Annotated in this window: 25 protein-coding genes and 1 tRNA gene; 14 read left to right on the top strand and 12 right to left on the bottom strand. The window is 64.4% G+C overall.

Annotation, left to right across the window (positions count from 1 at the left end; genetic code table 11):
* Positions 1–2: 2 nt before the first annotated feature.
* The 7 genes from nusA to ACTG4X_RS17080 form a co-directional block, all read right to left on the bottom strand.
* A complete protein-coding gene (nusA, locus tag ACTG4X_RS17110; protein WP_440531422.1) occupies positions 3–1,496 on the bottom strand; it encodes a transcription termination factor NusA in 1,494 nt (497 codons plus the stop codon).
* A 16-nt stretch (positions 1,497–1,512) separates the two neighbouring features.
* Complete coding sequence (gene rimP, locus ACTG4X_RS17105) at positions 1,513–2,160, bottom strand: ribosome maturation factor RimP (RefSeq protein WP_440531421.1); 648 nt, start codon at positions 2,158–2,160, stop codon at positions 1,513–1,515.
* A gap of 177 nt (positions 2,161–2,337) precedes the next feature.
* Positions 2,338–3,537, bottom strand: coding sequence for a YbfB/YjiJ family MFS transporter (locus tag ACTG4X_RS17100; protein ID WP_440531420.1), 1,200 nt, complete (start codon positions 3,535–3,537; stop codon positions 2,338–2,340).
* 16 nt (positions 3,538–3,553) lie between these two features.
* Positions 3,554–5,191, bottom strand: coding sequence for an ABC transporter ATP-binding protein (locus tag ACTG4X_RS17095; RefSeq protein WP_440531419.1), 1,638 nt, complete (start codon positions 5,189–5,191; stop codon positions 3,554–3,556).
* Positions 5,191–6,234 (bottom strand): ABC transporter permease, encoded by a 1,044-nt coding sequence (locus ACTG4X_RS17090; protein WP_307614107.1) that lies wholly within the window; start codon positions 6,232–6,234, stop codon positions 5,191–5,193. The genes ACTG4X_RS17095 and ACTG4X_RS17090 overlap by 1 nt, the downstream gene beginning before the upstream one ends.
* Entirely contained in the window at positions 6,227–7,240 is a 1,014-nt protein-coding gene (locus ACTG4X_RS17085; RefSeq protein ID WP_093054750.1) for a microcin C ABC transporter permease YejB, read from the bottom strand. Before ACTG4X_RS17085 ends, ACTG4X_RS17090 begins: the two co-directional genes overlap by 8 nt.
* Before the next feature lie 22 nt (positions 7,241–7,262).
* Positions 7,263–9,026 (bottom strand): extracellular solute-binding protein, encoded by a 1,764-nt coding sequence (locus ACTG4X_RS17080; RefSeq protein ID WP_440531418.1) that lies wholly within the window; start codon positions 9,024–9,026, stop codon positions 7,263–7,265.
* A gap of 106 nt (positions 9,027–9,132) precedes the next feature.
* Between ACTG4X_RS17080 and fabI the strand changes: the two genes are divergently transcribed.
* Both fabI and ACTG4X_RS17070 read left to right on the top strand, forming a co-directional pair.
* Complete coding sequence (gene fabI, locus ACTG4X_RS17075) at positions 9,133–9,915, top strand: enoyl-ACP reductase FabI (RefSeq protein ID WP_440531417.1); 783 nt, start codon at positions 9,133–9,135, stop codon at positions 9,913–9,915.
* A 64-nt stretch (positions 9,916–9,979) separates the two neighbouring features.
* A complete protein-coding gene (locus ACTG4X_RS17070; RefSeq protein ID WP_440531416.1) occupies positions 9,980–10,822 on the top strand; it encodes a DNA ligase in 843 nt (280 codons plus the stop codon).
* 27 nt (positions 10,823–10,849) lie between these two features.
* Here the strand turns inward: ACTG4X_RS17070 and ACTG4X_RS17065 are convergent, their stop codons facing one another.
* Complete coding sequence (locus ACTG4X_RS17065) at positions 10,850–13,147, bottom strand: arginine/lysine/ornithine decarboxylase (RefSeq protein ID WP_093054744.1); 2,298 nt, start codon at positions 13,145–13,147, stop codon at positions 10,850–10,852.
* 216 nt (positions 13,148–13,363) lie between these two features.
* Between ACTG4X_RS17065 and ACTG4X_RS17060 the strand changes: the two genes are divergently transcribed.
* From ACTG4X_RS17060 to ACTG4X_RS17040, 5 genes are all read left to right on the top strand, one after another.
* Positions 13,364–13,789 (top strand): NfeD family protein, encoded by a 426-nt coding sequence (locus ACTG4X_RS17060; RefSeq protein ID WP_093054742.1) that lies wholly within the window; start codon positions 13,364–13,366, stop codon positions 13,787–13,789.
* Positions 13,790–13,822: 33 nt separating this feature from the next.
* Positions 13,823–14,752, top strand: coding sequence for an SPFH domain-containing protein (locus tag ACTG4X_RS17055; RefSeq protein ID WP_093054740.1), 930 nt, complete (start codon positions 13,823–13,825; stop codon positions 14,750–14,752).
* 25 nt (positions 14,753–14,777) lie between these two features.
* Positions 14,778–14,868 (top strand) — tRNA-Ser (locus tag ACTG4X_RS17050).
* A gap of 206 nt (positions 14,869–15,074) precedes the next feature.
* Positions 15,075–15,431 carry a hypothetical protein gene (locus tag ACTG4X_RS17045; protein WP_093054735.1) on the top strand — a complete coding sequence of 119 codons (357 nt, stop codon included), beginning with the start codon at positions 15,075–15,077 and terminating at the stop codon, positions 15,429–15,431.
* A 91-nt stretch (positions 15,432–15,522) separates the two neighbouring features.
* Positions 15,523–15,912: a response regulator gene (locus ACTG4X_RS17040; RefSeq protein ID WP_093054733.1), complete on the top strand. Its 390-nt coding sequence runs from the start codon at positions 15,523–15,525 to the stop codon at positions 15,910–15,912.
* A 92-nt stretch (positions 15,913–16,004) separates the two neighbouring features.
* Here ACTG4X_RS17040 and ACTG4X_RS17035 read toward each other — a convergent pair whose 3' ends face one another.
* From ACTG4X_RS17035 to ACTG4X_RS17020, 4 genes are all read right to left on the bottom strand, one after another.
* Entirely contained in the window at positions 16,005–17,219 is a 1,215-nt protein-coding gene (locus ACTG4X_RS17035; RefSeq protein WP_093054731.1) for a branched-chain amino acid ABC transporter substrate-binding protein, read from the bottom strand.
* A gap of 136 nt (positions 17,220–17,355) precedes the next feature.
* Complete coding sequence (locus tag ACTG4X_RS17030) at positions 17,356–17,751, bottom strand: hypothetical protein (protein WP_093074594.1); 396 nt, start codon at positions 17,749–17,751, stop codon at positions 17,356–17,358.
* A gap of 1 nt (position 17,752) precedes the next feature.
* Positions 17,753–18,193: a DNA polymerase III subunit chi gene (locus ACTG4X_RS17025; RefSeq protein ID WP_093173877.1), complete on the bottom strand. Its 441-nt coding sequence runs from the start codon at positions 18,191–18,193 to the stop codon at positions 17,753–17,755.
* Positions 18,190–19,707, bottom strand: coding sequence for a leucyl aminopeptidase (locus ACTG4X_RS17020; RefSeq protein WP_093054725.1), 1,518 nt, complete (start codon positions 19,705–19,707; stop codon positions 18,190–18,192). Before ACTG4X_RS17020 ends, ACTG4X_RS17025 begins: the two co-directional genes overlap by 4 nt.
* A 21-nt stretch (positions 19,708–19,728) precedes the next feature.
* On the opposite strand from ACTG4X_RS17020, the gene lptF reads away from it, so the two are divergent.
* The 7 genes from lptF (at position 19,729) to ACTG4X_RS16985 (ending at position 25,224) form a co-directional block, all read left to right on the top strand.
* Positions 19,729–20,850 (top strand): LPS export ABC transporter permease LptF, encoded by a 1,122-nt coding sequence (gene lptF / locus ACTG4X_RS17015; protein ID WP_093054723.1) that lies wholly within the window; start codon positions 19,729–19,731, stop codon positions 20,848–20,850.
* The gene (gene lptG / locus ACTG4X_RS17010; RefSeq protein WP_307614103.1) at positions 20,847–21,956 is read left to right on the top strand and encodes an LPS export ABC transporter permease LptG; all 1,110 of its coding nucleotides are present in this window, start codon (positions 20,847–20,849) and stop codon (positions 21,954–21,956) included. Before lptF ends, lptG begins: the two co-directional genes overlap by 4 nt.
* Positions 21,953–22,312, top strand: a complete 360-nt coding sequence (locus tag ACTG4X_RS17005) for a sirohydrochlorin chelatase (protein WP_440531415.1) — start codon at positions 21,953–21,955, stop codon at positions 22,310–22,312. The genes lptG and ACTG4X_RS17005 overlap by 4 nt, the downstream gene beginning before the upstream one ends.
* A gap of 66 nt (positions 22,313–22,378) precedes the next feature.
* Positions 22,379–23,320 (top strand): CysB family HTH-type transcriptional regulator, encoded by a 942-nt coding sequence (locus ACTG4X_RS17000; RefSeq protein WP_007832298.1) that lies wholly within the window; start codon positions 22,379–22,381, stop codon positions 23,318–23,320.
* The gene (locus tag ACTG4X_RS16995) at positions 23,317–24,489 is read left to right on the top strand and encodes a pyridoxal phosphate-dependent aminotransferase (RefSeq protein ID WP_440531414.1); all 1,173 of its coding nucleotides are present in this window, start codon (positions 23,317–23,319) and stop codon (positions 24,487–24,489) included. Before ACTG4X_RS17000 ends, ACTG4X_RS16995 begins: the two co-directional genes overlap by 4 nt.
* 22 nt (positions 24,490–24,511) lie before the next feature.
* Positions 24,512–24,967, top strand: a complete 456-nt coding sequence (locus ACTG4X_RS16990) for a DUF3592 domain-containing protein (protein WP_440531413.1) — start codon at positions 24,512–24,514, stop codon at positions 24,965–24,967.
* A gap of 98 nt (positions 24,968–25,065) precedes the next feature.
* Positions 25,066–25,224 carry a DUF3309 family protein gene (locus ACTG4X_RS16985; protein WP_093054714.1) on the top strand — a complete coding sequence of 53 codons (159 nt, stop codon included), beginning with the start codon at positions 25,066–25,068 and terminating at the stop codon, positions 25,222–25,224.

The raw sequence follows: 25,224 nt of genomic DNA, 5'->3' as shown, positions 1-25,224 counted from the left end.
CGTCACTCTTGGCCGGCGAACCAGTGTTCGCGGGCTTTCAAGATGAGGGCTTTGGCGTCATCGGCGCTTTGGCCGGTGATCTCGGTGAGTTCATCGACCGCGAGGTCGGCAAGATCGTCACGGGTGTTCACACCCGCTTCGGTCAGCTTGGGAATCAGCTCGGAGTCCAGGCCTTCGAGGTCGTGCAGGTCTTGCGACACCGTCGACTGGGCCTCGACGCCCTCTTCCTTGGCGATTTCCATGGTCAGCAGCGCATCCTTGGCACGCGAGCGCAGCTCATTGATGGTGTCTTCGTCGAAGGCCTCGATTTCCAGCATTTCGGAAATTGGCACATAGGCCACTTCTTCGAGGCTGTTGAAGCCTTCCGAAATGAGGATGTCGGCGATTTCCTCGTCGACGTCGAGCTTTTCCATGAAGAGCTTGCGGCTGGCGTCCGTTTCGGTCGCCTGCTTCTGGGCCGACTCGTTGGCGTCCATGATGTTGATCTTCCAGCCGGTGAGGTCGGAAGCCAGGCGCACGTTCTGGCCGCCGCGGCCGATGGCGATGGCGAGGTTTTCCTCGTCGACCACCACGTCCATGGCGTGCTTTTCTTCGTCCACCACGATCGACGACACGTTGGCCGGGGCCAGCGCACCGATCACGAACTGGGCCGGGTCTTCGCTCCACAGCACGATGTCCACGCGCTCGCCGGCGAGCTCGTTGGTCACGGCGTTGACGCGGGTGCCGCGCACGCCGACGCAGGTGCCGATGGGGTCGACGCGCTTGTCGTGCGATAGCACGGCAATCTTGGCGCGCGAACCCGGGTCACGAGCGCAGCTCTTGATTTCGAGCAGGCCCTGCTCGATTTCGGGCACTTCCTGGCGGAACAGCTCGATCATGAACTCGGGGGCCGAGCGCGACAGGATGATCGGCGCACCGCGCAGCGTCAGGTCAACCTCCATGATCATGGCGCGCACGCGGTCGCCGTTGCGCAGGTTTTCCTTGGCGATCATTTCGCTGCGGCGCAGGCGCCCTTCGACACGGCCGGCCTCGACGATGATGTCGCCCTTGTCCAGGCGCTTGACGGTGCCCACGAAGATCTTGTCGCCGCGCGACATGAAGTCGTTGAGCAGCATCTCGCGCTCGGCGTCGCGGATCTTCTGCAGGATGACCTGCTTGGCGGCCATGGCGCCGATGCGGCCGATCGGCACCGAGTCCACCGCTTCTTCGATGTACTCGCCGACTTCGATGTCCGACATTTCTTCCTTGGCTTCGAACAGGAGGATTTCCTGGTCGGGCAGCTGCAGGCCAGCCTCGTCGGGCACGACGTGCCAGCGGCGGAAGGTTTCGTAGTCGCCGCTGTCGCGATCGACCGCGACGCGGATGTCCACGTCGCCCTGATGGAGCTTCTTGGTGGCTTGCGCCAGAGCGGACTCGACCGCACCGAAGACCACGTCACGCTCGACGTTCTTCTCGCGCGAGATCGCATCCACCAACATCAACATTTCGCGATTCATGCCACCACTCCTCTAGTCAGTCCGAAACCTGCGTTCCGTCGTCAATATCCGAAAAACCCGGTTGGGTTTTGGCCTTGCGGCCCTTGAAATCCACAATAGGCGCGAGCCGCGCCTCGCGCAGCTCGTCCAGCACGAAGCCCAGCGCCTGCAGCGTTGCAGGCGCGCGCTTCTTGCTCACTTTTTGACCCGGCTTGGGCTCCGGCGCATCGCTCCAGACGATTTGCCAGCCCTGGGCGCCGACAGCGCCCTCAACCTGTGCAACACGCTCCAGCGTGCCGCGAAACTTCTTGCGAGTGGCCGACACCTGGCCCGCCGCCGCAGCACCCATGGGCGCCTTGAGCGTGATGTCGATCACCTCGCCCACGAAACGCTCGAAATCCTGCTCATTGCGCAGCGGACGGTCAATACCGGGCGAGGACACCTCGAGCCGCTTGTAATCGACACCATCGACCTCGAGCGCAAATTGCAATTGGCGCGTTACCTTCTCGCAGTCTTCGACCGTCACGAAGGGCTCTGGCACGCCGGCAGCCGCATCTTCCAAGGTGGGGGCCGTCCAGGGCAAATCAATCGTCACGCGCAGCAATCCCCCGGCCGAGCGTTCGATCTCGACCAGGTCATAGCCGAGACCGGCCACGGTTTGTTCCACTATTTGCTGCAATGCCACGTGTTCGAAGGTGCCTTTTAAATACTGGGTTCATGCCATCCGCCCGCCACGGATGCCAGATCGCCATGAATGCTCAGAATGCATAGACCAAAAAAAACGGGCGGTTGGTACCCGCCCGTTTGGTCGTGAGCCTCGAATTATATGCTATTTGTGTAATAAATGAAGGGGCTTCGAGGCTCAGCCACCTATTGATTGGCGCGATTTGAACCAAACCAATGCGAATAGCACCGCGCCGAGCGCCAATGCCGCCGCCGCGACCAGCAACGGCAGCTGAAAAGACCCCGTCCGCTGGGCCAGTGGCGCCGCAAACAGCGGCCCGACGATCTGCCCCACTCCATAGGATGCCGTCGCGTAGCCGATCAGCCCGGCAGCCGCATTGCCGCGCAGCCGGCGCGCATCCCGCATGGCAAAAAGAGTGATCGCGGTAAACGGCATGCCCAGCAGCAGGCTTCCGAGCGCGAATCCGGCAATGCTCGGCCATGCCACCGACAGCACGACGCCCAGCGCCTGCAACGCGTAGGCGCAAGCCAGCAGCAGCCGGTTGTCCCAATGCGTCGGCGCGCGGGCCCCGATCAGCGCGCCTGGAATGATGGCCAGCCCGAACAGCGGCCAGAAGAAGTCCGGCCAGGACGATCCCGGCAGCGCCTGCCGGGCGATCACCGGCAGGAAGGTGGCGGTAATGATGTAACCGAAGCCCGCCAGCCCATAGAGCGCGACCAGCCAGATCGCATCGCTGCGATCGGCCGGCCCGGCCGCGCGAACCGCCGCAGCAGGCGCCGGAGCGGCACCGCCCCCCACCGATGCCCGCTCGCCGTCGTCGAACACCCGCCAGATCACCGCGATCAGCACGACCGCCAGGATGCCAAGGCCGATCCACCCCGCCTCGGAACCCCAGCGCCCCAGCGCGCCGCCGAGCAGGCCCGTCATCGCGATGCCGATCCCCGGCCCGGTGTAGATCACGCCGGCCAGCGTCGGCGCGTTCGTCTCCGCCAGCCGGCGCAGGCCCCAGCCTGAGGCGAAGACGAAGACCCAGGCGCTCATCACGCCTGCCGCCGTGCGCAGCACGCCCCAGCTCGTGAAGCTGTGCAGCAAGCCCATGCCGATCAGCAGAGCGGCCGTGGCCACCAGCCCGCCCCGCACCATGCTCGACGCCTTGATGCCGATGGCGGCACAGCTCACCGCACCGAGGAAGTACCCCAGGTAGTTGAGCGACGCCAGAACCCCGCCCGCCGCCAGCTCCAGCTTTCCCTCGTGCAGCATGATGGGCAGCATGGGCGTGAAGGCAAAGCGCCCCAGGCCCATCGCCACTGCGAGGGTGACCATGCAGGCCAGCGCCGCGCGCCAGGCTCCGCGCCGGTCGCGTCCGATTTCCGACATTTCTTGCTGTCTCCGTTTATTCCAGCAGCGCGGCGGCCACCAGCTTCTTTGTATAGGGGTGCTCGGGCGCGTCGAGCACGCGCTCGACCGACCCGGTTTCGAGAATGGCCCCGTCTTTCATCACGATGACGTGGTGCGCCATCGCCCGGATCACCTCGACGTCGTGCGTGATCAGCAGATAGCTCAGCCCCCGCTCGCGCTGCAGGCGCTGCAGCAAGCTCAGCACCTGCTTCTGGATCGTCACGTCCAGCGCGCTGGTGGGCTCGTCGAGCACCAGCAGCTGCGGGTCGACGATCAGCGCGCGGGCAATCGCCAGACGCTGCCGCTGACCGCCCGAAAACTCGTGCGGATAGCGGTCGAGCAGCGATGGAAACTGGGCCTCGGTCAGCCCGACATCGGCCAGCGCGACGAGTGCACGGGCACGGCGCGCCGCGGTGTCGAGTTCGGGCGCATGCACGCGCAACCCTTCGCCCACGATCTGCTCCACCGTCATGCGCGGCGACAGCGACGAGAACGGGTCCTGGAACACCACCTGCATCACGCGGCGCAGGCCAAGATCGGAGGCGCGGTCGACCGCCCAGCCCTTGCCCGCGACCGTCAGCGCGCCCTGGTGCTTCAGCAGCCCCAGCGCCGCCAGCGCCAGCGTCGACTTGCCCGAACCCGACTCACCGACCACGCCGAGCGTCTCGCCCGGCACGATGCGGAAATCTGCGCCCTGCACCGCCACGAATTCGCCCTTGCGGAACCAGCCGGCGAAGCCCGGCTTCGGCACGGGATAGATCACGCGCAGCGCCTTGGCCTCGATCACTGGCGCCGCGTCGGCGCGCGCAGCGACGCCCGCCACGTTGCGCTCCGGATGACTGTCGATCAGCTTGCGCGTGTAGGGATGCTGCGGGGCATCGAACACAGGCGCCACCGCGCCATGCTCGACGATGTGGCCGTTCTCCATGACCACCACGCGATCGGCAAAACGCCGCACCAGGTTCAGGTCGTGCGTGATGAGGAGCACCGCCATGCCGTACTTGCGCTGCAGGTCGGCCAGCAATTCGAGGATCTGCGCGCGCACGGTCACGTCGAGCGCGGTGGTGGGCTCGTCGGCCAGCAACAGGCGCGGCTTGCAGGCGAGCGCCATCGCGATCATCGCGCGCTGGCGCTGGCCACCCGAGAGCTGGTGCGGAAACGCCCTCGCCCGTCGCGCTGGCTCCGGGATGCCGGTGTCAGCCAGCAGCTGGACGGCCGCCGCCTGCGCGGCGCGGGCCGACAGCCCTTCGTGCAGTTCGAGCACCTCGGCGATCTGGTCGCCGACGCTGTAGAGCGCATTCAGTGCAGTCATCGGCTCCTGGAAGATCATCGCGATCTCCTTGCCGCGGATGCCGCGCAATTCGCGCTCGGGAATCGACAACAGGTCGCGCGCGCCCTGCGAGCGCCCGCCGCCAAAGAGCCGGGCAGTGCCAGAAAGATCGGCGTTCTGCACCAGCCGCAGCAGCGACAGCGCCGTGACCGTCTTGCCCGAACCCGACTCGCCGACGAGCGCGAGCTTTTCGCCAGCGGCCATCTGGAAGTCGATGCCGTGCACGACCTCCTTGCCGCTGAACGCGACACGCAGGCCCTTTACGTCGAGCAGGGGCTGGTTGGGTTGTTGTGAATCTCTCATCACTTGTCGGCCTTGCGCGGATCGAGCGCATCGCGCAGCGCGTCGCCCATGAAAGTCAGCAGCATCAGCGTGACGACCAACACGACGAAAGTGGACAGCGAGATCCACCAGGCGTCGATGTTGCCCTTGCCCTGGCTAAGCAGTTCGCCGAGCGATGGCGTGCCGGGCGGCACGCCAAGGCCGAGAAAGTCCAGAGAGGTCAGCGCCAGAATGGCCGCGCTCATGCGAAACGGCAGGAAGGTGACGACCGGCACCATGCTGTTAGGCAGGATGTGGCGCCACATGATCTGCAGATTGCCCACGCCGAGCGCCCGCGCCGCACGCACGTAGTCCATCTGCCGGTTGCGCAGGAACTCGGCGCGCACGTAGTCCGACAACCCCATCCAGCCGAACAAGCTCAGCAGGATCAGAAGCAGCGCCACGCTGGGCGTGAAGATCGCACTGAAGATGATCAGCAGGTACAGCTCGGGCATCGCTCCCCAGATCTCGATCAGCCGCTGGAAGGTCAGGTCGATCTTCCCGCCGAAGAAGCCCTGCACCGCGCCGGTCGCGATACCCAGCACCACCCCTATTACCGTGAGCGCCAGCGCGAACAGCACGCTCACGCGAAAGCCGTAGATCAGTTGGGCCAGCAGGTCGCGGCCACGTTCATCCGTGCCGAGCAGGTTCTCGCTCGAAGGGGCCGCGGGGTTCGGAGGCTTCGAGAAATAGTTGAGCGTGGCCGGGCCATAGCGGTTGGGCGCATAGATCGCCCAGTTGTCGCCCTGGGTGATGCGCTGCTCGATGAACGGATCGAGGTAGTCAGCCGGCGTCTCGAAGTCGCCGCCGAAGGTCTTCTCGGAATAGTCCCGCAGCACCGGGAAATAGGTCTTGCCTTCGTAGCGCACCACGAGCGGCTTGTCGGTGGAAAGCACATCGGCGAAAAGGCTCAGCACCACCAGCGCCGAGAAGATCAACAGGCTCCAGAATCCCAGCGGATTGCGGCGAAAACGGCGCCAGGCGCGGCGGCCGGGGCTCACGGACACGACAGGCGCTTTAGTCAAACTTCACCCTCGGATCGACCCAGACATAGCAAAGATCGGAAATGAGCTTGGTCACCAGACCGATCAGCGTGAATAGATAGAGCGTGCCCAGAAACACCGGGTAGTCGCGCCGCAGCACGCTTTCGTAGCTGAGCAGGCCCATCCCGTCGAGCGAGAACAGCGTCTCGATCAGCAACGCGCCCGAGAAGAAGGCGCCGATAAAGGCTGTCGGGAAGCCCGTGATGATCGGAATCAGCGCGTTGCGGAACACGTGCTTCCAGAGCACCTGGCGCTCGGCCAGTCCCTTGGCACGCGCCGTCAGCACGTACTGCTTGCGGATCTCTTCGAGGAAGGAGTTCTTGGTGAGCATCGCGGTGATCGCGAAACTGCCGAGCACCATCGCCGTCACCGGCAAGGTGATGTGCCACAGGTAGTCGACGATGCGCGCGCCCCAGCTCAGCGACTCCCAATTCGGCGAAGTCAGCCCGCGCAGCGGAAACCATTGCAGCTGGCCGCCGAAGATCACGAGCAGCGCCACGCCCAGCACAAAGCCCGGAATCGCGTAGCCAACGAGCACCAGCAGCGTCGTCAGAAAGTCGAAGCGCGAACCGGCGCGAACCGCTTTCGCAACGCCGAGCGGCACCGCTATCAGGTAGCTGATGAAGAAGGTCCAGAGCCCCAGGCTGATCGAAACCGGCAGCTTCTCCTTGATGAGCTGCCACACGTCCTTGCTCTGGAAGAAGCTCTTGCCCAGGTCGAAGCGCGCGAACTGCTTGAGCATCTGCCAGAAGCGCTCGGGTGCCGGCTTGTCGAAGCCGTAGAGGGCCTTGATCTCCGCCACCTGCTTGGCGTCGAGGGAGCGCCCCGTGGGGCCGCCCGAGAGGCGGTTTTCCTTGTTGGTCAGTTGCGACAGCAACTGCTCGGCCGGACCGCCCGGAACGAATTGAACGATGGCGAAATTGATCAGCAGCACCCCGAACAGCGTGGGAATGATCAGCAGAAGGCGTCGGAGCAGGTAGGCGGCCATGCGGTCTGTCTGTGTCTGTCGTCTACTTCGCTGCCGGGTCGATCCACCACGTCGTCAGCATCGCCGAGCCGGCGAGAAGACGTTGCGGCAATGGCGCTTCAGGGCGGCGCAGCTTGCGTTTGTGGGCAATGAAATATTGCTTGCCGTAGTACATCGGGATCACGTAATGCTGGTGGAGCAAGTAACGGTCCAGCAGCCGCGCGCCTGCTGCGAGCGACTTGCGGTCCGGGCTGTTGACGATCACTTCGAGAATCTCGTCGATCACCGGATCGCTGATGCCGCTGAGGTTCTGGCTCCCCTTTTCGTTGGCCGATTTCGAGCCGAAATCGTCGTACAGCTCGTTGCCCGGACTCGATGAGCCACCCGCGATGTTGATGACCATGTCGAAGTCGAGATCGTCCTGTTTCTTCTTTATCAGGCTCGGGTCGCGCAAGCGATAGTCCAGCGCGATTCCCAGCTTGGCGAGGTTGCGCGCGTAAGGCGCCAGCACCACGCCCGAACTGCGATCCCCAATGTCGAAATTGATGACGAAAGGCGTTCCGTCCTTGTCGCGCAAGGCGCCATCCCTGTATGTCCAGCCCGCCTCTTTGAGCAGTTCCTGCGCGCGGACCAGGTTGCGCCGCAGGCCTTCGGCGGTGTCTCCGCTGCTGGCGGGGCGCGGCAGTTCGCCTTTCGTGTTGTCGATGTATCGCTGCCTGTTCTTCAGGTGCTCGATCAGCACCTGCTCCTCGGGGCTGATCTCGGGCTGGGCCATGAGGTCATCGCTGTTCTGGAAGTAGCTCATCGTGCGGGCTCTGCGTCCGTAGAAGAGATGCTGGTTGAGCCAGTCGAAATCGAAGGCCAGCGCCAATGCCTGTCGCACGCGCATGTCCTGGAAGCGAGGCTGCCGCAGGTTGGGCGAGAGGCCCTGCATGCCGGTGAAGCGACGATGCGAAATCTCTTCCTTGACCAGCTCGCCGGAATCGAAGCGCCGCCCCTTGTAGCGGCGCACCCAGGCAATGATCGAACGCTCTTCCATCGCGTCGAGCGAGCCGGCCTTGAGCGACTCTTCCTCTCCGAGTGCGTCCTTGAAGTATTGGTACGAAACCTCGCCGAAATTGAACATCCCCTTGCGCACCGGGAGATCGGCGGCCCAGTAGTCCGGCCGCCGGCGGTACGAGATGTACTTCCCGAAGTCGACCTTGTCCACCACGTACGGCCCGCTGGCTATGGGCGGCTCGCTCACGATCTGGTCGAAGGGCTTGCCCTTGCCCCAGGCACTCGAGAAAACCGGCAGCTGGCCGATGATCATGTGCAGCTCGGAGTTCTGGCGCTTGAAGTCGAAACGGATCGTGCGATCCCCCACCACCACGGCGCCCTTGATGTCGACCCAGTAAGAGCGGAAGGTCGGCCCCGCCTGCTTGCTCATGAGGGTGTCGAAGGAGTACTTCACGTCCTTCGCGAGCACCGGGGAGCCGTCGGAAAACTTGGCTTTCGGGTTCAGGCGGAAAGTGACGCTCAGGCGGTCTGCGGCAAGCTGCACGTCTTCGGCCAGCATGCCGTAGTTGGAGAAGGGCTCGTCTTCGCTCGGCGTCATCAGCGAATCGAAGATCAGGCCGTACTCGGAGAACACAAAACCATTGGCGCTGTAGCCCATGCCTTGCGGCGGCACACCCCGCAGCGTGAAGGGGTTGAGCTTGTCGAAGGTTCCGCTGGCCGAGAGGATCAGCTCGCCGCCCTTGGGGGCATCGGGATTCACGTAGTCGAAATTCTTGAACGACGCCGGGTACTTCGGCTCGTAACCCATGCCCAGACCATGCGCTGCCCACGAGGGGAGCGCCAAGAGAGCCAATATCAGAAGCAGCCAACCTCGCATGCGAGAATTCTGCCCAAGATTTTCACGAGGCAACTTCATGGGCTTTCTTTCCGGCAAAAAACTGTTGATCACCGGTGTGTTGAGCAATCGCTCCATTGCTTATGGCATTGCCAAGGCCTGTCATGAACAGGGCGCGGAGCTCGCCTTCAGCTATGTCGGCGAGCGATTCAAGGACCGTATCACCGAATATGCCGCAGACTTTGGCTCGAAGCTGATTTTCGATTGCGACGTGGGCGACGACGCGCAGATCGACAAGCTCTTCGCAGACCTCTCGCAGACCTGGCCGAAGTTCGACGGCTTCGTGCACAGCATCGGCTTCGCGCCGCGCGAGTCCATCGCGGGCGACTTCCTCGACGGGCTCTCGCGCGAAGGCTTCAAGATCGCGCACGACATCAGTGCGTACAGCTTTCCGGCCATGGCCAAGTCGGCCCTGCCCTACCTCAACGACAAGGCGGCCCTGCTCACGCTGACCTACCTGGGCGCCGAACGCGCGCTGCCCAACTACAACACCATGGGCCTGGCCAAGGCCTCGCTCGAAGCCTCGGTGCGCTACACCGCCGCCTCGCTCGGCCCGAAGGGCATGCGCGTGAACGGCATCAGTGCGGGCCCGATCAAGACGCTGGCAGCCAGCGGCATCAAGGGCTTCGGCAAGATGCTGGCGGTCGTGGCCGACGCCTCGCCCATCCGCCGCAACGTGACCATCGAAGAAGTCGGCAACGTGGCCGCCTTCCTGCTGAGCGACCTGGCCAGCGGCGTGACCGCCGAGATCACCTACGTGGACGGCGGCTTCAGCAACGTCGTCGGCGGGATGGCCGAGTAATCCTGCCATCGAGTCCCGACACGGCCACCAGATGGCCGTGCTGCGCTATTCATTTCATAGCATCGTGCTGAACCGACGCTCCCTCCTGCTTGCCGCTTTCGGCGCGGTCGCCGCGCCTGCCGCGTTCGCGCGCGAGGCGGCGCCCTCGCTGATGCTGGCCGACGTCTACCGGCCCGGCATGTCGCTGCACGACTACTGGGTCAGCGAGAAGTACGACGGCGTACGCGGCTACTGGGACGGCAAGCAGCTCTGGACACGCGGCGGCGAACGGATCGTGGCGCCGGCATGGTTCACCGCACCGCTGCCGAAGCAACCCCTCGACGGCGAACTGTGGGTGGGCCGCGGCCAGTTCGCACGCGCCGTCTCCACGGTGCGCAGCCAGACGCCCAACGACATCGCCTGGCGCGAGATGCACTTCATGGTGTTCGACCTGCCCGCGCAGGGTGGCGACTTCACGACGCGCCTCGCCGTGCTGCGCAAGCTGCTGCCGATTACCGACGCACCATGGGTCGTCGCGGTCCCGCAGGAACGCGCGACCACGCACGCCGCATTGCAGGCGCTGCTCGACAAGACGGTAAAAATGGGCGGTGAGGGTCTGATGCTCCACCGCGGCAGCTCCCAATACCGTGGCGAGCGCAACAGCGACTTGCTGAAGGTCAAGCCCTACGAAGACGCCGAAGCCCGCGTGGTCGAGCACGTGCCCGGCAAGGGCAAGCACAGTGGCCGGCTCGGCGCGCTGGTGGTCGAGACGGCCGACGGCAAGCGCTTCAAGCTCGGCACCGGACTGACCGACGCCGAACGCGAGAACCCGCCCGCCGTCGGCAGCTGGGTAACCTACCGCTACAACGGCACCACCGCCAAGGGCCTGCCCCGCTTCGCGCGCTTCATGCGGGTGCGCGAAGGTTAGGCCGGCCCGTCCAGCCGGCCTGCTTCCTTACTTCACTTCCCTGACGCAGTCTGCGTAGTAGCGCTTCTTGCCCGTCTCGTCGACGCGCGCAACCAGGCCGTGGATGTCGGTCTCGAAGCCCGGGCACTGCGTGTTGAACTCGCGCGAGAACTTGAGGTAGTCGACGATCTTCTTGTTGAACACCTCGCCCGGAATCAACAGCGGAATGCCCGGCGGGTAAGGCGTGATCAGGCTGGTGGTGATGCGGCCTTCGAGCTCATCGATTTCCACGCGCTCGGTCTTGCGGTGCGCGATGTGGGCGAAGGCGTCGCTGGGCTTCATGGCCGGCGTCAGGTCGCTCAGGTACATCTCGGTCGTGAGGCGGGCCACGTCGTAGCGCGCGTACAGCTGGTGGATGTGCTGGCACAGGTCGCGCAGGCCGAGGCGTTCGTAGCCCGGATGCTGCTGGCAGAACTCGGGCAGGATGCGCCACATCGGCTGGTTGCGCGCGTAGTCGTCCTTGAACTGCTGCAGCGCCGTCAGCAGCGTGTTCCAGCGGCCCTTGGTGATGCCGATGGTGAACATGATGAAGAAGCTGTAGAGCCCGGTCTTCTCCACGATCACGCCATGCTCGGCGAGGAACTTGGTCACCACGCTGGCCGGGATGCCGGTTTCAGCAAAGTTGCCTTCGAGGTCGAGACCCGGCGTGACGATGGTCGACTTGATCGGGTCGAGCATGTTGAAGCCATCGGCCAGCTCGCCGAAGCCGTGCCAGTTGCGCGGAGACTTCTTGTTCTTGGGCTTGCCGTTCTTCTCGCCCTGCATGATCCAGTCGTCGGCGCGGCCGATGCCTTCTTCGACGAGCTTCTCGGGGCCCCAGACCTTGAACCACCACTCGTCCTTGCCGAACTCCGCCTCGACCTTGCGCATGGCGCGGCGAAAGTCGAGCGCTTCGAGGATGCTTTCTTCCACCAGCGCGGTGCCACCGGGCGGCTCCATCATGGCGGCTGCCACGTCGCAGCTCGCGATGATTGCGTACTGCGGGCTGGTCGACGAGTGCATCAGGTAGGCCTCGTTGAACAGGTCGCGGTCGAGCTGACGGTTCTGCGAGTCCTGCACCAGCACATGGCTGGCCTGGCTGATGCCGGCCAGCAGCTTGTGCGTCGACTGCGTGGCGAACACCAGCGATTCCTTCGGGCGCACGCGGCGCTTGCCCATCGCGTGATAGGCGCCATAGAACGGGTGGAAGGCCGCGTGCGGCAGCCACGCCTCGTCGAAGTGCAGCGTGTCGACGTAGCCGTCGAGCATGTTCTTGATGGTCTCGGTGTTGTAGATCACGCCGTCGTAGGTCGACTGCGTGAGCGTCATCACGCGCGGCTTGACCTTGTCGGGGTCCACGTCGGCCAGCAGCGGGTTGGCCTTGATCTTGGCCTTGATGGCGCTCTGCTCGAACTCGCTCTTGGGAATGGGGCCGATGATGCCGAAGTGATTGCGCGTGGGCTTCATGAACACCGGAATCGCGCCGGTCATGATGATCGCGTGCAGGATCGACTTGTGGCAGTTGCGGTCGACCACCACCACGTCGCCCGGCGCCACCGTGTGGTGCCACACCATCTTGTTGCTGGTGCTGGTGCCGTTGGTCACGAAGAAGCAGTGGTCGGCGTTGAAGATGCGCGCCGCATTGCGTTCGCTGGCCGCCACCGGGCCGGTGTGGTCGAGCAGCTGGCCCAGTTCCTCGACCGCGTTGCAGACGTCGGCGCGCAGCATGTTCTCGCCGAAGAACTGGTGGAACATCTGGCCCACCGGGCTCTTCAGGAACGCCACGCCGCCCGAGTGGCCCGGGCAGTGCCACGAATAGGAGCCGTCTTCCGCGTAGTCGATCAGCGCCTTGAAGAACGGCGGCTGCACGCCCTCGAGGTAGCTCTTGGCCTCGCGGATGATGTGGCGCGCCACGAATTCGGGGGTGTCCTCGAACATGTGGATGAAGCCGTGCAGCTCGCGCAGGATGTCGTTCGGGATGTGGCGCGAGGTCTTGGTCTCGCCGTAGATGTAGATCGGCACGTCGGCGTTCTTGCGCCGCACTTCGCCGATGAAGTTGCGCAGGTTCAGCACGGCCGGGTCGAGGTCGGGGCCGACCGTGAACTCCTCGTCGTCGATCGACAGGATGAACGCGCTGGCACGGCTTTGCTGCTGGGCGAACTGGCTCAGGTCGCCGTAGCTCGTGACGCCCAGCACCTCGAAGCCCTCGCTTTCGAAGGCCTGCGCGAGAGCGCGAATGCCGAGGCCCGAGGTGTTTTCGGAGCGGAAGTCCTCGTCAATGATGACGATGGGAAAGCGGAATTTCATGAGCGGGGCTCCGGGCAGGCTGACAGACAGGCAATAAGGCGAGGCGCGAAGTGTACGGAATTCGGATGACGAATCTGGTCAGGCTCGTGCAAGCCATTCGGGCCTGTCCGGCATGATCCCTTTCGTCGGCTCGGGCGCAGTACCCCTACGCAGGGCAAGCGCTTGGAGCAGATGCATCAGAATGGCGCGCATCGAATAAGGAAAAGAGGAGTCGACATGGCGAATTCCACCGTCTGGTGGCTGATTGCGGGGGTAGCCATCGTGGTCGAGTTGCTCTCGGGCACCGTATATCTTCTGCTGCTGGCCGCCGGTTTCGCGGCCGCGGCAATTGCGGCGCACCTGGGCTTCGGCACCGTCACCCAACTGATCGTGGCCTCGGTCATCGGCGTGGGTGCCGTGCTGACCTGGTACTCGATCCAGCGCAAGCGCCCCCCTGCCCCGCCCACCGGAACCAACCGCGACGTGAACCTCGACATCGGCGAGACCGTACACGTCGATGCCTGGAATGCCGACGGCACGGCAACCGTGCGCTACCGGGGCGCGCAATGGACGGTGGTCCAGCGCGCGGGCCGCACGCCGTCGACCGGCGAGCACCGTGTGGTCGAAGTCATCGGCAGTCGGCTGGTCGTCGACAAGGTTTAGTCAATACGTAGAACTCAGAAAAGGAAGCGCACCATGGAATTTTCGGTCCCACTCATCATCCTGGTCATCGCGATCATCTTCATCAGCCAGTCGGTGAAGTTCGTGCCGCAGCAGAACGCCTGGGTGCGCGAGCGCCTCGGCAAGTACCACGGCACCATGACGCCCGGCCCCAACTTCCTGATTCCGTTCATCGACCGGGTGGCCTACAAGCACAGCCTGAAGGAAATCCCGCTCGACGTGCCGAGCCAGATCTGCATCACGCGCGACAACACGCAGCTGCAGGTCGACGGCATCCTGTACTTCCAGGTGACCGATCCGATGCGCGCGAGCTATGGCTCGTCGAACTACATCGTGGCCGTGACGCAACTCGCACAGACCTCGCTGCGCAGCGTGATCGGCAAGCTGGAGCTCGACAAGACCTTCGAGGAACGCGACGTCATCAACGCCCAGGTGGTTGCCGCCATCGACGAGGCCGCGCTCAACTGGGGCGTGAAGGTGCTGCGCTATGAAATCAAGGACCTGACGCCGCCGAAGGAAATCCTGCTGGCCATGCAGGCACAGATCACGGCCGAGCGCGGCAAGCGCGCGCTGATCGCGGCCTCCGAAGGCCGCCGCCAGGAGCAGATCAACATCGCCACCGGCGAACGCGAGGCCTTCATTGCCCGCTCCGAAGGCGAGAAGCAGGCGCAGATCAACAACGCCCAGGGTGAAGCCGCCGCCATCACCGCGGTCGCCACCGCGACGGCGGACGCCATCGAACGCGTGGCTGCGGCCATCCGCCAGCCGGGCGGCGAACAGGCCGTGCAGCTGAAGGTGGCCGAGCGCGCCGTCGACGCCTACGGCAAGGTCGCGGCCGATTCCAAGACCACCCTGATCGTGCCAAGCAACATGAGCGAGACCGCCGCGCTCATCGCGTCGGCCATGCGCATGGTCCAGGCAGGCAAGCCGTCGAATCCGACCTGAACTGACTGCTACAATCGTGGGCTCAGGAGCGGTGGATGAGCGGTTTAAGTCGCACGCCTGGAAAGCGTGTGAGGGTTAATAGCCCTCCGCGGGTTCGAATCCCGCCTGCTCCGCCAGAGATTGATTGTTCGTAACCGTTCGCGAACATGAAGACAAAGCAAGAAGCCCAAGTTGCCACAAGCACTTGGGCTTTTTTGTCGTCTGGCCCAACCAGACTTGAAAGGCAGTGCGTTGCTTTGCAACAACTTGCCCCCGAACTCAGACACTTTCTTCTGGCAGTACCATCCAAAGGTTTTCATTTCAAGCCCACAAAGGAGCCTCGATGGCCGGACAACCGAAAACCCAGCCGCGTGGCAAGACACCGCTGGACCGCACCCTCGAAAAGAGCGAGCAGGTGGCTGCCGACGTGCAACGGGCGTCGGACAACCTCGCCGTGGTGAACACGGTGCTCGAACAGGAACTGCCCGAAGAAGTGCAGGTTGGCGAGGTGGCACAGGCCATCGAACACACCAGCCAGCTGGAAGAGAAGCTGGCCAAGTCCGCCGAGAAGCTGGCCGAGGTCAATGCCGCGCTGAGCGAGGAAATCGAGAAGCGTCTCGAGGTCACGGCTGAGCGCGACGAAAGCCAGGCTCTGGCCGAGAAGCTCAAGGCAAAGATCCGCGCCGAAAGCTCCGACTGACCGGCGCGCAATACGCCGTCCGTATCCTTTCTCCTACGCTGCATCAGCGTCAGGCACGCTACGCTATTGGTTCTCAAAGCGAAACCACGGCATGGCCCTCATCACGTTCCTCGTCGAGGACAACAAGACCATCAGGGATAACCTGGTCCCGGCACTCGAGGACTTGGTCAACGGCCGCGTGGTCGGCTTCGCCGAAACCGAAACGGAAGCCCTTGCATGGCTCGCGGCGCATCCTGATGACTGGCAGCTCCTGATCGTCGACCTGTTCCTGAAGGAAGGCTCCGGCCTCGGCGTGCTGGGCGGCTGCAAGACCCGCAAACCCAGCCAGCGAGTGGTCGTGCTCAGCAACTACGTGACGGCGGATATCCGGGCGCGCTGCACGGCGCTCGGCGCCGATGCGGTATTCGACAAGTCACGCGACCTCGATGCCTTCATCGAGTACTGCAATGCCAACCGCCCATCGGGCCTTGCTCCGCTCTGAGCTCTGAATAAGCCGCCTTCGAAGCGGCCATGAAAAAAGGGCCCGAAGGCCCTTTTCTCTTTTGCGGATAACCGCAGGTTTGCCGAAATGAATCAGCGCACCACGGCGATCTGCGTGCGTGCACCACCCTTGTAGGTGTACAGCGTCAGGGCACCGTTCTTGATGTCGCCCTTTTCGTCGAAGGCGATCGGGCCGGTCACGCCCTTGTATTGCACCTTGCCAACTTCAGGCAGGTACTTGGCGGGGTCGGACGAACCGGCCTTCACCATGGCTTCGGCCAGCACGTTGACCGCGTCGTACACGTACGGTGCATAGATCTGCACTTCGACGCCGTTCTTGGTCTTGAACTTGGCCTTGAAGTCTTCCAGCGGCTGCTTGAAGTCGCCGTCCACACCGCCGGCTTCGGCGCAAACAACCATCTCTTCGCCGATGGCATCGCCAGCCAGCTTCGGCAGTTCGCTGGTGCACAGGCCGTCGCCGCCCATGAACTTGACGTTCAGGCCGAGTTGCTTGACCTGCTTGAGCATCGGGCCGCCAACGGCGTCCATGCCGCCGAAGAACAGCACGTCGGGCTTGGAGGCCTTCAGCTTGGTCAGGATGGCGTTGAAGTCGGTCGACTTGTCGGTGGTGAACTCGTGGCCCACGATGGTGGCGCCAGCGGCCTTGGCCGACTTCTCGAACTCTTCGGCAACGCCTTGGCCGTAGGCGGTACGGTCGTCGATCACGGCAATGTTCTTGCCCTTGAGCGTTTCGACTGCGTACTTGCCCAGCGTGCCGCCGAGTTGCGTGTCGTCAGCCACCACGCGGAACGTGGTCTTGAAGCCTTGACGCGTGTACTTCGGGTTGGTGGCCGAAGGCGAGATCTGTGGAATGCCGGCGTCGCTGTAGAGCTTCGAGGCGGGGATGGTGGTGCCCGAGTTCAGGTGACCGACCACGCCGTTGACCTTTTCGTCCACGAGCTTCTGGGCCACAGCCGTGCCCTGCTTCGGATCGCCTGCGTCGTCTTCGGCGATCAGTTCGAACTTGGCAACCTTGTCGCCGATCTTGAGGCCCTTTGCATTCAGGTCTTCGATGGCCATCTTGGCGCCGAACTCGTTGTCCTTGCCGAGGTGGGCGATGGCACCGCTGGTCGGTCCCACGTGACCGATCTTGACGACCAGGGTTTCTCCGGCAGGTGCGGGTGCAGGTGCAGCCGGGGCCGCAGCCGTTGGCGCGGGCGCTGCAGCGGGAGCAGCAGCTTCTTCCTTCTTGCCGCAAGCCACGAGCGTGATTGCAGCCAGTGCGACCGCAGTCCATTTCAATTGCATGAGAACCTCCAGAACTTGGATGAAAAGAATAAAAAACCGGTCGTGTGATCCGGGCGCGCTGACCTCGCAAGTTTCGCGCCGCGGACCAGCGGCACCCTCACGCCCTTCCGACCTGCGGCGCAGTTTAGCCGAGGATTCAGGCTCCGGAAGCTGGCGTAGACCCTGTGTTTTCGCTGAGTTCGGCGGCCATGGCCTCGATCACCAACGCGCGCAAAACGGCTTCGATTTCATTGCGCAATCGCGGCACCATCGCATCGAGTTGATGCTGAACGGCAGCTGACACGGTGTCGCTCAAACGCTCTTCCAGAGACAGGTCGACGCGCTGCAGAACGCGGTGCAGCAACTGCTCTTCGAGGCTGACGATTTCCGCCTGCGAAAGCTGCGCGGCCGGCGGCAATGCCATGGCACTCGCCGGGTCGGGCTGGGGCGTCGGTGCGGCCTGCGGCTCGGGGACCGCGGGCTCCTCCGGGATCTCGAGCACCGTGGTCAGCGTGGGAACGAACCGGGGCGGCGTGCGCAGTGTGCTGGCCATGTCAGGGACTCTTTGCGAAGTCGTGCGGCTGGATGGTGTAGCCACGATCGGCATAGTGGCGCCAGCGCGAACGACCGACCTGGCGGTCGTTGTCCTCGTCGCTCACGATGTCGATCATGCGTTCATAGCGCTCGAAGCCCGCAGGCACTTCGAGGCCCAGATTCACCAGCATTTCGCGGTGCGGCAGCGAGGCCGCATCAGCGCCCTGCGCCGACAGAACGACGGGCGAACGCGCGACCACATGAGCCGGCGCATCGCCTCGGCAGTGCGCGACGAAGTCCACCGGCGACAGCTGCCAGAGTGCCGCATCCACCGCGTCGAGCGCCTGCGCATCGCCCACGACTACCACGCGCAGGCCGCGCGCGTTCACGGCCTTGCGAACCAGCCGGCAGGCGTAGTTCAGCTTGTCACGCGCGTTGTAGTGAAAGCCGATTTCCGTCACTTCGTGGCCCGAGCCTTTTTGGCCGGAGCTCCAGGGGTCTTGGTTTTCTTGGCCTTGCCGGTCTTGGCGTCGCCGCTGGCCGCGCGACTCGTCAGGTACGACACCAGCAAGCCCACCGGCCGCCCGGTCGAACCCTTTGCCGCGCCGCTCTTCCACGCAGTGCCCGCGATGTCCAGATGCGCCCAGGCGAAGTCGCCCGCAAAGCGCTGCAGGAACTTGGCGGCAGTGATGGCGCCACCCGCGCGGCCGGCAATGTTGGCCACGTCGGCGAAGTTGCTCTTGAGGCCCTCCGCGTAGTCGTCGTCGAGCGGCAGGCGCCAGCAGCGGTCTTGCGAGGTCTCGCCAGCGGCTTCGAGCGCCGCGGCCAATGCTTCGTTGGTCGAGAACAGGCCGCTGCGCACGCCGCCCAGGGCCACCACGCAGGCGCCCGTCAGCGTGGCGATGTCGATCACCGCCGCCGGCTCGAAGCGCTTGGCATAGGTCAGCGCGTCGCACAGGATTAGCCGGCCTTCTGCGTCGGTGTTGAGCACCTCGATGGTCTGGCCGCTCATGCTGGTCACCACGTCGCCCGGCTTCACCGCACGGCCGTCGTTCATGTTCTCGCACGAAGGAATGAGGCCGACGACGTTGATGGCGGGCTGGATGTCGCCGAGCGCGCGGAAGGTGCCAAGCACGCTGGCCGCACCGCACATGTCGAACTTCATTTCGTCCATTTCGGCAGCGGGCTTGAGCGAGACGCCGCCGGTGTCGAAGGTAATGCCCTTGCCGACCAGCACCACGGGCGCCTGGTCCTTGGGCGCCCCGTGGTAGCGCAGCACGATGAAGCGCAGCGGCTCCGCCGAGCCCTGCGCCACGGCGGCAAAGGAGCCCATGCCGAGCTTTTCGACTTCCTTCGGACCCAGCACCTCGCACTTGATGTTCGGCAGCTTGGCCAGCCCCTTGGCGGCCTCGGCCAGCAGCGTGGGCGTGGCGTGGTTGGCGGGCCGGTTGCCCCACTCCTTGGCCAGTTCGATGCCCGCGACAGTGGCACGGGCGGCGTCGAAGGCGCCGGTGACGGCGGCGGCATCGGCCACGCCGACGGTCAGGTGGCGGATGCTGCGGGGTTCGGCCTTCGACTTGGTGGCGGTGTAGACGTAGCTGGCGTCAGCCGCCGCCGTGACGGCGCTGGCCACCGCCGCGCCCTCAGCAGGCTGGGCGAACACCACGGTCACGCGCTTGGGGGCCTGGGCCTTGGCCGAATTGACCGCCGCGACCACGCCGCTGCGAACCGAGGCGGGCTTGCCGTCGCCGATGGCGGCGAGCACCACGCGGGACGCCACGACGTCTTCCGGACGGTAAAGCCCCAGCAGCTTGCCGGCCTTGTCAGGCAGGTCGCCGGCCTTGCGGGCACTGGCGGCGAGCACCGACAACGGGTCTTTGGAGGTAAGAGGAGCGCTGCCGACGAGCACGATCAGGACATCGGATTTCTCGGCTGCGGCCTGGGCGACGGTGAGGGTCTTGAGTTGAAAGTCCATAATCCTTTTTTTCCTCGAACGATGTTATTCCATTCTTCCCTACGCAAGGAGCTGTCCCGCAGCTTCGGAGCGACCCTCGTGGTACTGGTCACCATCGTGATGACCATGATGCTCATCCGTACCCTCGGGCTCGCGTCCAAGGGCAGTGTGAACCCGCAGGAGGTGTTCCTGGTGATGGCCTACACGGTGCTCGGCTACATGCCGACCATCCTGAGCCTGAGCCTGTTCATCGCCATCGTCGGCACCCTGTCGCGCATGTACCGCGACAGCGAAATGGTGATCTGGTTTTCCAGCGGCCGCGGCCTGACCGACTTCATCAAGCCACTCTTCCGCTTCGCCTGGCCGGTGCTGATCCTGATCGCGGTGATGGCGCTGGTGGGCTGGCCGTGGGCCAACTCGCAGACCATCGGCATGCGCAAGCAGTACGAGCAGCGCAGCGACATCGAGCGGGTGGCGCCGGGTGAGTTCCGCGAATCCGCTGGCCGGGTGCGCGTGTTCTTCATCGACAAGGAGACGCCGGACAACTCCAAGGCCACCAACGTCTTCATCTGGTCGATCGAGCGCAACATGCAGATCACGACCTCGGCGCGCAGCGGCAGCATCGAGAACATCGGCGATTCGCGCTACCTGCTGCTCAACAGCGGCCAGCGGCTCGAGCAGCCCATGACAAACACCGGCCTGAAGATCAGCGAGTTCAAGACTTACGGCACCCGGGCAGGCGGCAACAGCGGCCTGGTCAACGACGCGACACCGCCGCGCGCGCGCAGCACGCTGTCCCTGCTGCCCGACACCAGCGACCCCAGCCGCGGCGAACTGGCTTGGCGCATCGGCATGCTGCTGACGGCCATCAACTTCGTGCTGCTGGCGCTGAATGTATCCAGCGCCAACCCGCGCGTCGGCCGAAGCGGCAACCTGCTTCTCGCGCTGTTCGCGTTCGTCGTGTACTACAACATGCTCAACCTGGGCCAAAGCTGGATCAGCTCGGGCAAATACAGCATGGGCAGTTTCATGCTGCTGTTGCATGGCGGCGTGCTGCTGATCAACCTGGCATGGCTCGGCGTTCGCCAGAACAACTGGGGCCGGCGATCAAAGCAAAGCCCTTCCGCCGCCGTGCTGCCCACACCCAAGATCGAACCCACGTGAAAACGATAAGACGCCTGATCTACGTGGAGGTGCTGAAGGCCGTTGCGTTCGTGACGCTCGGCTTCCTGAGCCTCTTTTTCTTCTTCGACTTCGTCGACGAACTGCAATCCATCGGCAAGCCGGACAGCCTCAACTACGGGCCCGCACAGGCGCTGGCCTACGTGATGCTGCTGGTGCCGAGCCACCTCTACGAACTGCTGCCGATCACGGTGCTGATCGGCTCCATCTTCGTGATGGCCCGGCTGGCGCAAAGCTCCGAATACACCATCCTGCGCACCAGCGGGCTGGGCCCCTGGCGCGCGCTGCGCACCCTGCTGCTGCTGGGCATCGGCTTCGTCGTGCTGACCTTCGCCGTCGGCGACTATGTCGCCCCGGCCTCCGAGCGCACAGGGCAGCTGCTCAAGGCCAAGTACCAGGGCATCTATTCGCTGGCGGGCAACACGGGCGCCTGGCTCAAGGAAAAACGGGGCAATGTCTCGTACGCGGTGAACGTGCTGTCCATTGACCGCAAAGGCGCGCTGAAGAGCCCGCGCATCTTCGAATTCGACGACAACGGCTACATCAGCACCCAGATCACCGCAGGCTCGGCCCGCATCGGCGACGGGCACTGGATGCTCACCGACGTGGAAGAGCAGAAGTACGACACGCGCGGCGCGGCCGACCAGGCCCGCATCGCCACGACCAAGACCCCGCAGCTGAACTGGGCCACCTCGCTGACCAGCGAAATGGTCTCGGTCGCGCTCCTGCGCCCCGACCGCATGAGCACGATCGACCTGTTCGACTACATCCGCCACCTCGACGCCAACGGCCAGACCGCGCAGCGCTACGAGATCGAGTTCTGGCGCAAGGTGTTCTATCCGCTTTCGTGCCTGGTGATGGTGGTGCTCGCCCTGCCCTTCGCCTACCTGCACTTCCGCCAGGCCGGTATCACCACCTACGTGTTCGGCGGCGTGATGATCGGCATCAGCTTCTTCCTGCTGAACAACGTGTTCGGCTACCTCGGCAACCTCAGCAACTGGTCGCCATGGCTCACGGCGGCGGCGCCGGGCATGATCTATTCGGTGATGTCGTTGACGGCCTTCAGCTGGCTGGTCTTGCGACGATGACCCAGGGCATCGTTTTACTGGCGCACGGTTCGCGCGACGATCGCTGGCGCGAGCCCATCGAGGCCGTGGCCGAACGCGTGTGCAAAAACGAGCCGAATGCCCGCGTGGCCTGCGCCTATATGGAGCTGGCAACGCCCGACCTGCCCACAGCGGTTGCGGCGCTGATTGCCAGTGGCGCCACCGCCATCCGCGTGGTTCCGCTGTTCCTGGGCATGGGCAAGCACGCCCGCGAAGACCTGCCGCACCAACTCGAGGCACTGCGCCAGAAATGGCCCGCCATTGACTTTTCGCTCGCGCGCATCGTGGGCGAAGAGCCCGAACTGGTCGATCTCCTGGCCAGAATTGCGGTCAAATAGTGAACATCCGGCAATTTCGATAGATTCCGAAGGCATAATGAATTCCGTAATAAGACGGAATTTGATATGAATCTGCATCAGTTCAAGTTTGTTCAGGAAGCCGTGCGGCGCAACCTGAACCTCACCGAGGCGGCCAAGGCGCTCCACACCTCGCAACCCGGTGTCTCCAAGGCCATCATCGAGCTCGAGGAAGAACTGGGCGTTGAAATCTTCGCGCGCCATGGCAAGCGGCTCAAACGCGTTACCGAGCCGGGCCAGCATGTCATCGCCAGCATCGAACTCATCATGCGCGAGGTGGGCAATCTCAAGCGCATCGGCGAACAGTTCAGCGCGCAGGACAGCGGCACCCTCTCCATCGCCACAACCCATACGCAGGCGCGCTACGTGCTGCCCGTGCCCGTGGCGAACCTGCGCGAGGCCTATCCCAAGGTCAACGTGAGCCTGCACCAGGGCTCGCCCGACCAGGTGGCTCGCATGGTGATCGACGAGATCGCCGAGATCGGCATCGCCACCGAATCGCTCGACGGCTACGCCGAGCTGGTGACCCTGCCCTGCTACGAATGGCAGCACGTTCTGGTGCTGCCCAAGGACCATCCGCTGGCCGCCAAGGAGCGCATTTCGCTCGAAGACCTGGCGAGCGAGCCGATCATCACGTACCACCCCTCGTTCACCGGCCGCACGCGCATCGACCATGCGTTCGCACAGAAAAAGCTCACGCCGCGCATCGCGCTCGAAGCCATCGACTCCGACGTGATCAAGACCTACGTGCGCCTCGGGCTGGGCGTGGGCATCGTGGCCGAAATGGCCGTGCGCGACGAGTCGAACGCCGACCTCGTGGTGCGCCCGATGGGGCATGTGTTCGGCCAGAATATTGCGCGTGTCGCGTTCAAGCGCAGCGCCTACCTGCGCAACTTCGTCTTCAAGTTCGCCGAGCTGCTGTCCGACCGCCTCGACCGCAACCTGATCGCCAAGGCCCTGAGCGGCCACCAACAAGACTACGAGCTATGAGCACAGTTCAATCCCCACGCACGCCCGACATCGTCACCAAGCTGCCGGCCGTCGGCACCACCATCTTCACCGTGATGTCGGCGCTGGCCGCCGAGAAGAACGCGGTCAACCTGGGCCAGGGCTTTCCGGATTTCCACTGCGATCCGAAGCTGCTCGAAGACGTCACGGCCGCCATGGCCGCGGGCCACAACCAGTACCCGCCGATGCCCGGCATCCCGGCGCTGCGCGACGCCATCGCCGCCAAGATCTCGGCGATGTACGGCTACGGCTACAGCGCGGCCACGGAAATCACCGTCACCGCCGGCGCCACGCAAGCCATCATCACTGCCATCCTCGCCATCGTGCGCCCGGGCGACGAAGTGATCGTGCTGGAACCCTGCTACGACAGCTACGTGCCCAACATCGAGCTGGCCGGCGGCAGCGTGGTGCGCGTACCGCTCACGCCGGGCACCTTCCGCCCCGACTTCGACAAGATCGCCGCAGCGCTCACTCCGCGCACGCGCGCCATCATCATCAACACGCCGCACAACCCGAGCGCCACGGTCTGGACCGAAGCCGAGATGCGGCAGCTCGAAGAACTGCTCGCCCCCACCGACGTGTTCGTGATCAGCGACGAGGTCTACGAGCACATGGTGTTCGACAACGCCCGCCACGAAAGCGTGGCCCGCTTCCCGGGCCTGGCAGCGCGCAGCTTCATCGTCAGCAGCTTCGGCAAGACGTACCACGTCACCGGCTGGAAGGTCGGCTACGTGGCCGCGCCGGCCCCGCTGATGGCCGAATTCCGCAAGGTGCACCAGTTCAACGTGTTCACCGTGAACACGCCGATGCAGCATGCGCTTGCGCAGTACATGGGCGAGCCGAAGCCGTACCTCGAACTGCCGGCCTTCTATCAGCGCAAGCGCGACTTGTTCGCGGCGGGCCTGGTCGAAAAAACCCGCTTCAAGCTGCTGCGCAGCGAAGGCAGCTACTTCCAGTGCGTCGACATCTCGGCGGTGAGCAACCTGTCCGAAGCCGAGTTCTGCCTGTGGCTCACGCGCGAGATCGGCGTGGCGGCGATCCCGCTGTCGGCTTTCTACGGCGACGGCTTCGACCAGCGCGTGGTGCGCTTCTGCTTCGCCAAGAAGGACGAGACGCTGCTCGCCGCGCTGGAGCGCCTCGCGCGGCTCTGACGCCTGCGGCAGCCGCACGTCGATGACGAAACAGCCCACCACCATCATCAGGCTCGTTTTCAGCGTGGTCGGCGCGCTGCTGTGCGGCATTGCCCTGCTGCTGTACCAGCATACGTCGGCCTTCATCGCGTCGGCCAGCCGCACGCAGGGCGAAGTCCTGCGGCTGCTTCACGTGGAAAGCTCGAAGAGCAACAGTTCGGGCACCTGGAAGCCGCTGGTGCGCTTCAAGGCGCCGGGCGGCGAGATCATCGAGTTCACGCCGTCGAGCAGCAGCAACCCGCCAGCCTACGACGTCGGCGAGAAAGTCGACGTCTTCTTCGATCCACGCAACCCGCAGGACGCCATGCTGAACGGCTTTTTCTCGCTGTGGGGCGGCGCCGTCATCACCGGCGGCATTGGCCTCGTTTTCCTGCTCGTCGCGGTGGCGATGCTGTTCCTGCCTGCGCTGCCGCCGGCAACGCGCCGACGGCCAGGGTAGGACGTTCACCGACCACCGAAGGGGCGGCTCTCCGGCGATCCGCGCGACATGGCGGGAGGAGCATGAAAGCTCGTCACAACAACCGCCCTGGAGAAAACATGTCGCTCTCGTTCATTCTGCTGATCGTCCTGATCCTGATATTGATCGGCGCGCTGCCGAGTTGGGGATACAGCCGGGCCTGGGGCTATGGTCCCAGCGGCGGTGTCGGCCTGGTCGTGCTGATCGTCGTGATCCTGGTTCTCATGGGACGCATATAG

The sequence above is a fragment of the Variovorax sp. YR566 genome (assembly GCF_051992195.1).
In the GTDB taxonomy this organism is placed as follows: domain Bacteria; phylum Pseudomonadota; class Gammaproteobacteria; order Burkholderiales; family Burkholderiaceae_C; genus Variovorax.
This window is presented reverse-complemented; position numbering and strand designations above follow the sequence as displayed.

Bases quoted from the DNA above. Each gene is read 5' to 3' on its own strand.
- ACTG4X_RS17000 (WP_007832298.1), top strand. From the start codon at position 22,379: ATGAATCTGCATCAGTTCAAGTTTGTTCAGGAAGCCGTGCGGCGCAAC.
- ACTG4X_RS16990 (WP_440531413.1), top strand. From the start codon at position 24,512: ATGACGAAACAGCCCACCACCATCATCAGGCTCGTTTTCAGCGTGGTC.
- ACTG4X_RS17030 (WP_093074594.1), bottom strand. From the start codon at position 17,751: ATGGCCAGCACACTGCGCACGCCGCCCCGGTTCGTTCCCACGCTGACC.
- ACTG4X_RS17095 (WP_440531419.1), bottom strand. From the start codon at position 5,191: ATGAGAGATTCACAACAACCCAACCAGCCCCTGCTCGACGTAAAGGGC.
- ACTG4X_RS17080 (WP_440531418.1), bottom strand. From the start codon at position 9,026: ATGGGTTACGAGCCGAAGTACCCGGCGTCGTTCAAGAATTTCGACTAC.
- lptF (WP_093054723.1), top strand. From the start codon at position 19,729: ATGTTATTCCATTCTTCCCTACGCAAGGAGCTGTCCCGCAGCTTCGGA.
- ACTG4X_RS16995 (WP_440531414.1), top strand. From the start codon at position 23,317: ATGAGCACAGTTCAATCCCCACGCACGCCCGACATCGTCACCAAGCTG.
- ACTG4X_RS17035 (WP_093054731.1), bottom strand. From the start codon at position 17,219: ATGCAATTGAAATGGACTGCGGTCGCACTGGCTGCAATCACGCTCGTG.
- ACTG4X_RS17045 (WP_093054735.1), top strand. From the start codon at position 15,075: ATGGCCGGACAACCGAAAACCCAGCCGCGTGGCAAGACACCGCTGGAC.
- ACTG4X_RS17100 (WP_440531420.1), bottom strand. From the start codon at position 3,537: ATGTCGGAAATCGGACGCGACCGGCGCGGAGCCTGGCGCGCGGCGCTG.
- ACTG4X_RS17040 (WP_093054733.1), top strand. From the start codon at position 15,523: ATGGCCCTCATCACGTTCCTCGTCGAGGACAACAAGACCATCAGGGAT.
- ACTG4X_RS17060 (WP_093054742.1), top strand. From the start codon at position 13,364: ATGGCGAATTCCACCGTCTGGTGGCTGATTGCGGGGGTAGCCATCGTG.
- ACTG4X_RS17005 (WP_440531415.1), top strand. From the start codon at position 21,953: ATGACCCAGGGCATCGTTTTACTGGCGCACGGTTCGCGCGACGATCGC.
- ACTG4X_RS17065 (WP_093054744.1), bottom strand. From the start codon at position 13,147: ATGAAATTCCGCTTTCCCATCGTCATCATTGACGAGGACTTCCGCTCC.
- ACTG4X_RS17085 (WP_093054750.1), bottom strand. From the start codon at position 7,240: ATGGCCGCCTACCTGCTCCGACGCCTTCTGCTGATCATTCCCACGCTG.
- ACTG4X_RS16985 (WP_093054714.1), top strand. From the start codon at position 25,066: ATGTCGCTCTCGTTCATTCTGCTGATCGTCCTGATCCTGATATTGATC.
- nusA (WP_440531422.1), bottom strand. From the start codon at position 1,496: ATGAATCGCGAAATGTTGATGTTGGTGGATGCGATCTCGCGCGAGAAG.
- fabI (WP_440531417.1), top strand. From the start codon at position 9,133: ATGGGCTTTCTTTCCGGCAAAAAACTGTTGATCACCGGTGTGTTGAGC.
- ACTG4X_RS17020 (WP_093054725.1), bottom strand. From the start codon at position 19,707: ATGGACTTTCAACTCAAGACCCTCACCGTCGCCCAGGCCGCAGCCGAG.
- ACTG4X_RS17055 (WP_093054740.1), top strand. From the start codon at position 13,823: ATGGAATTTTCGGTCCCACTCATCATCCTGGTCATCGCGATCATCTTC.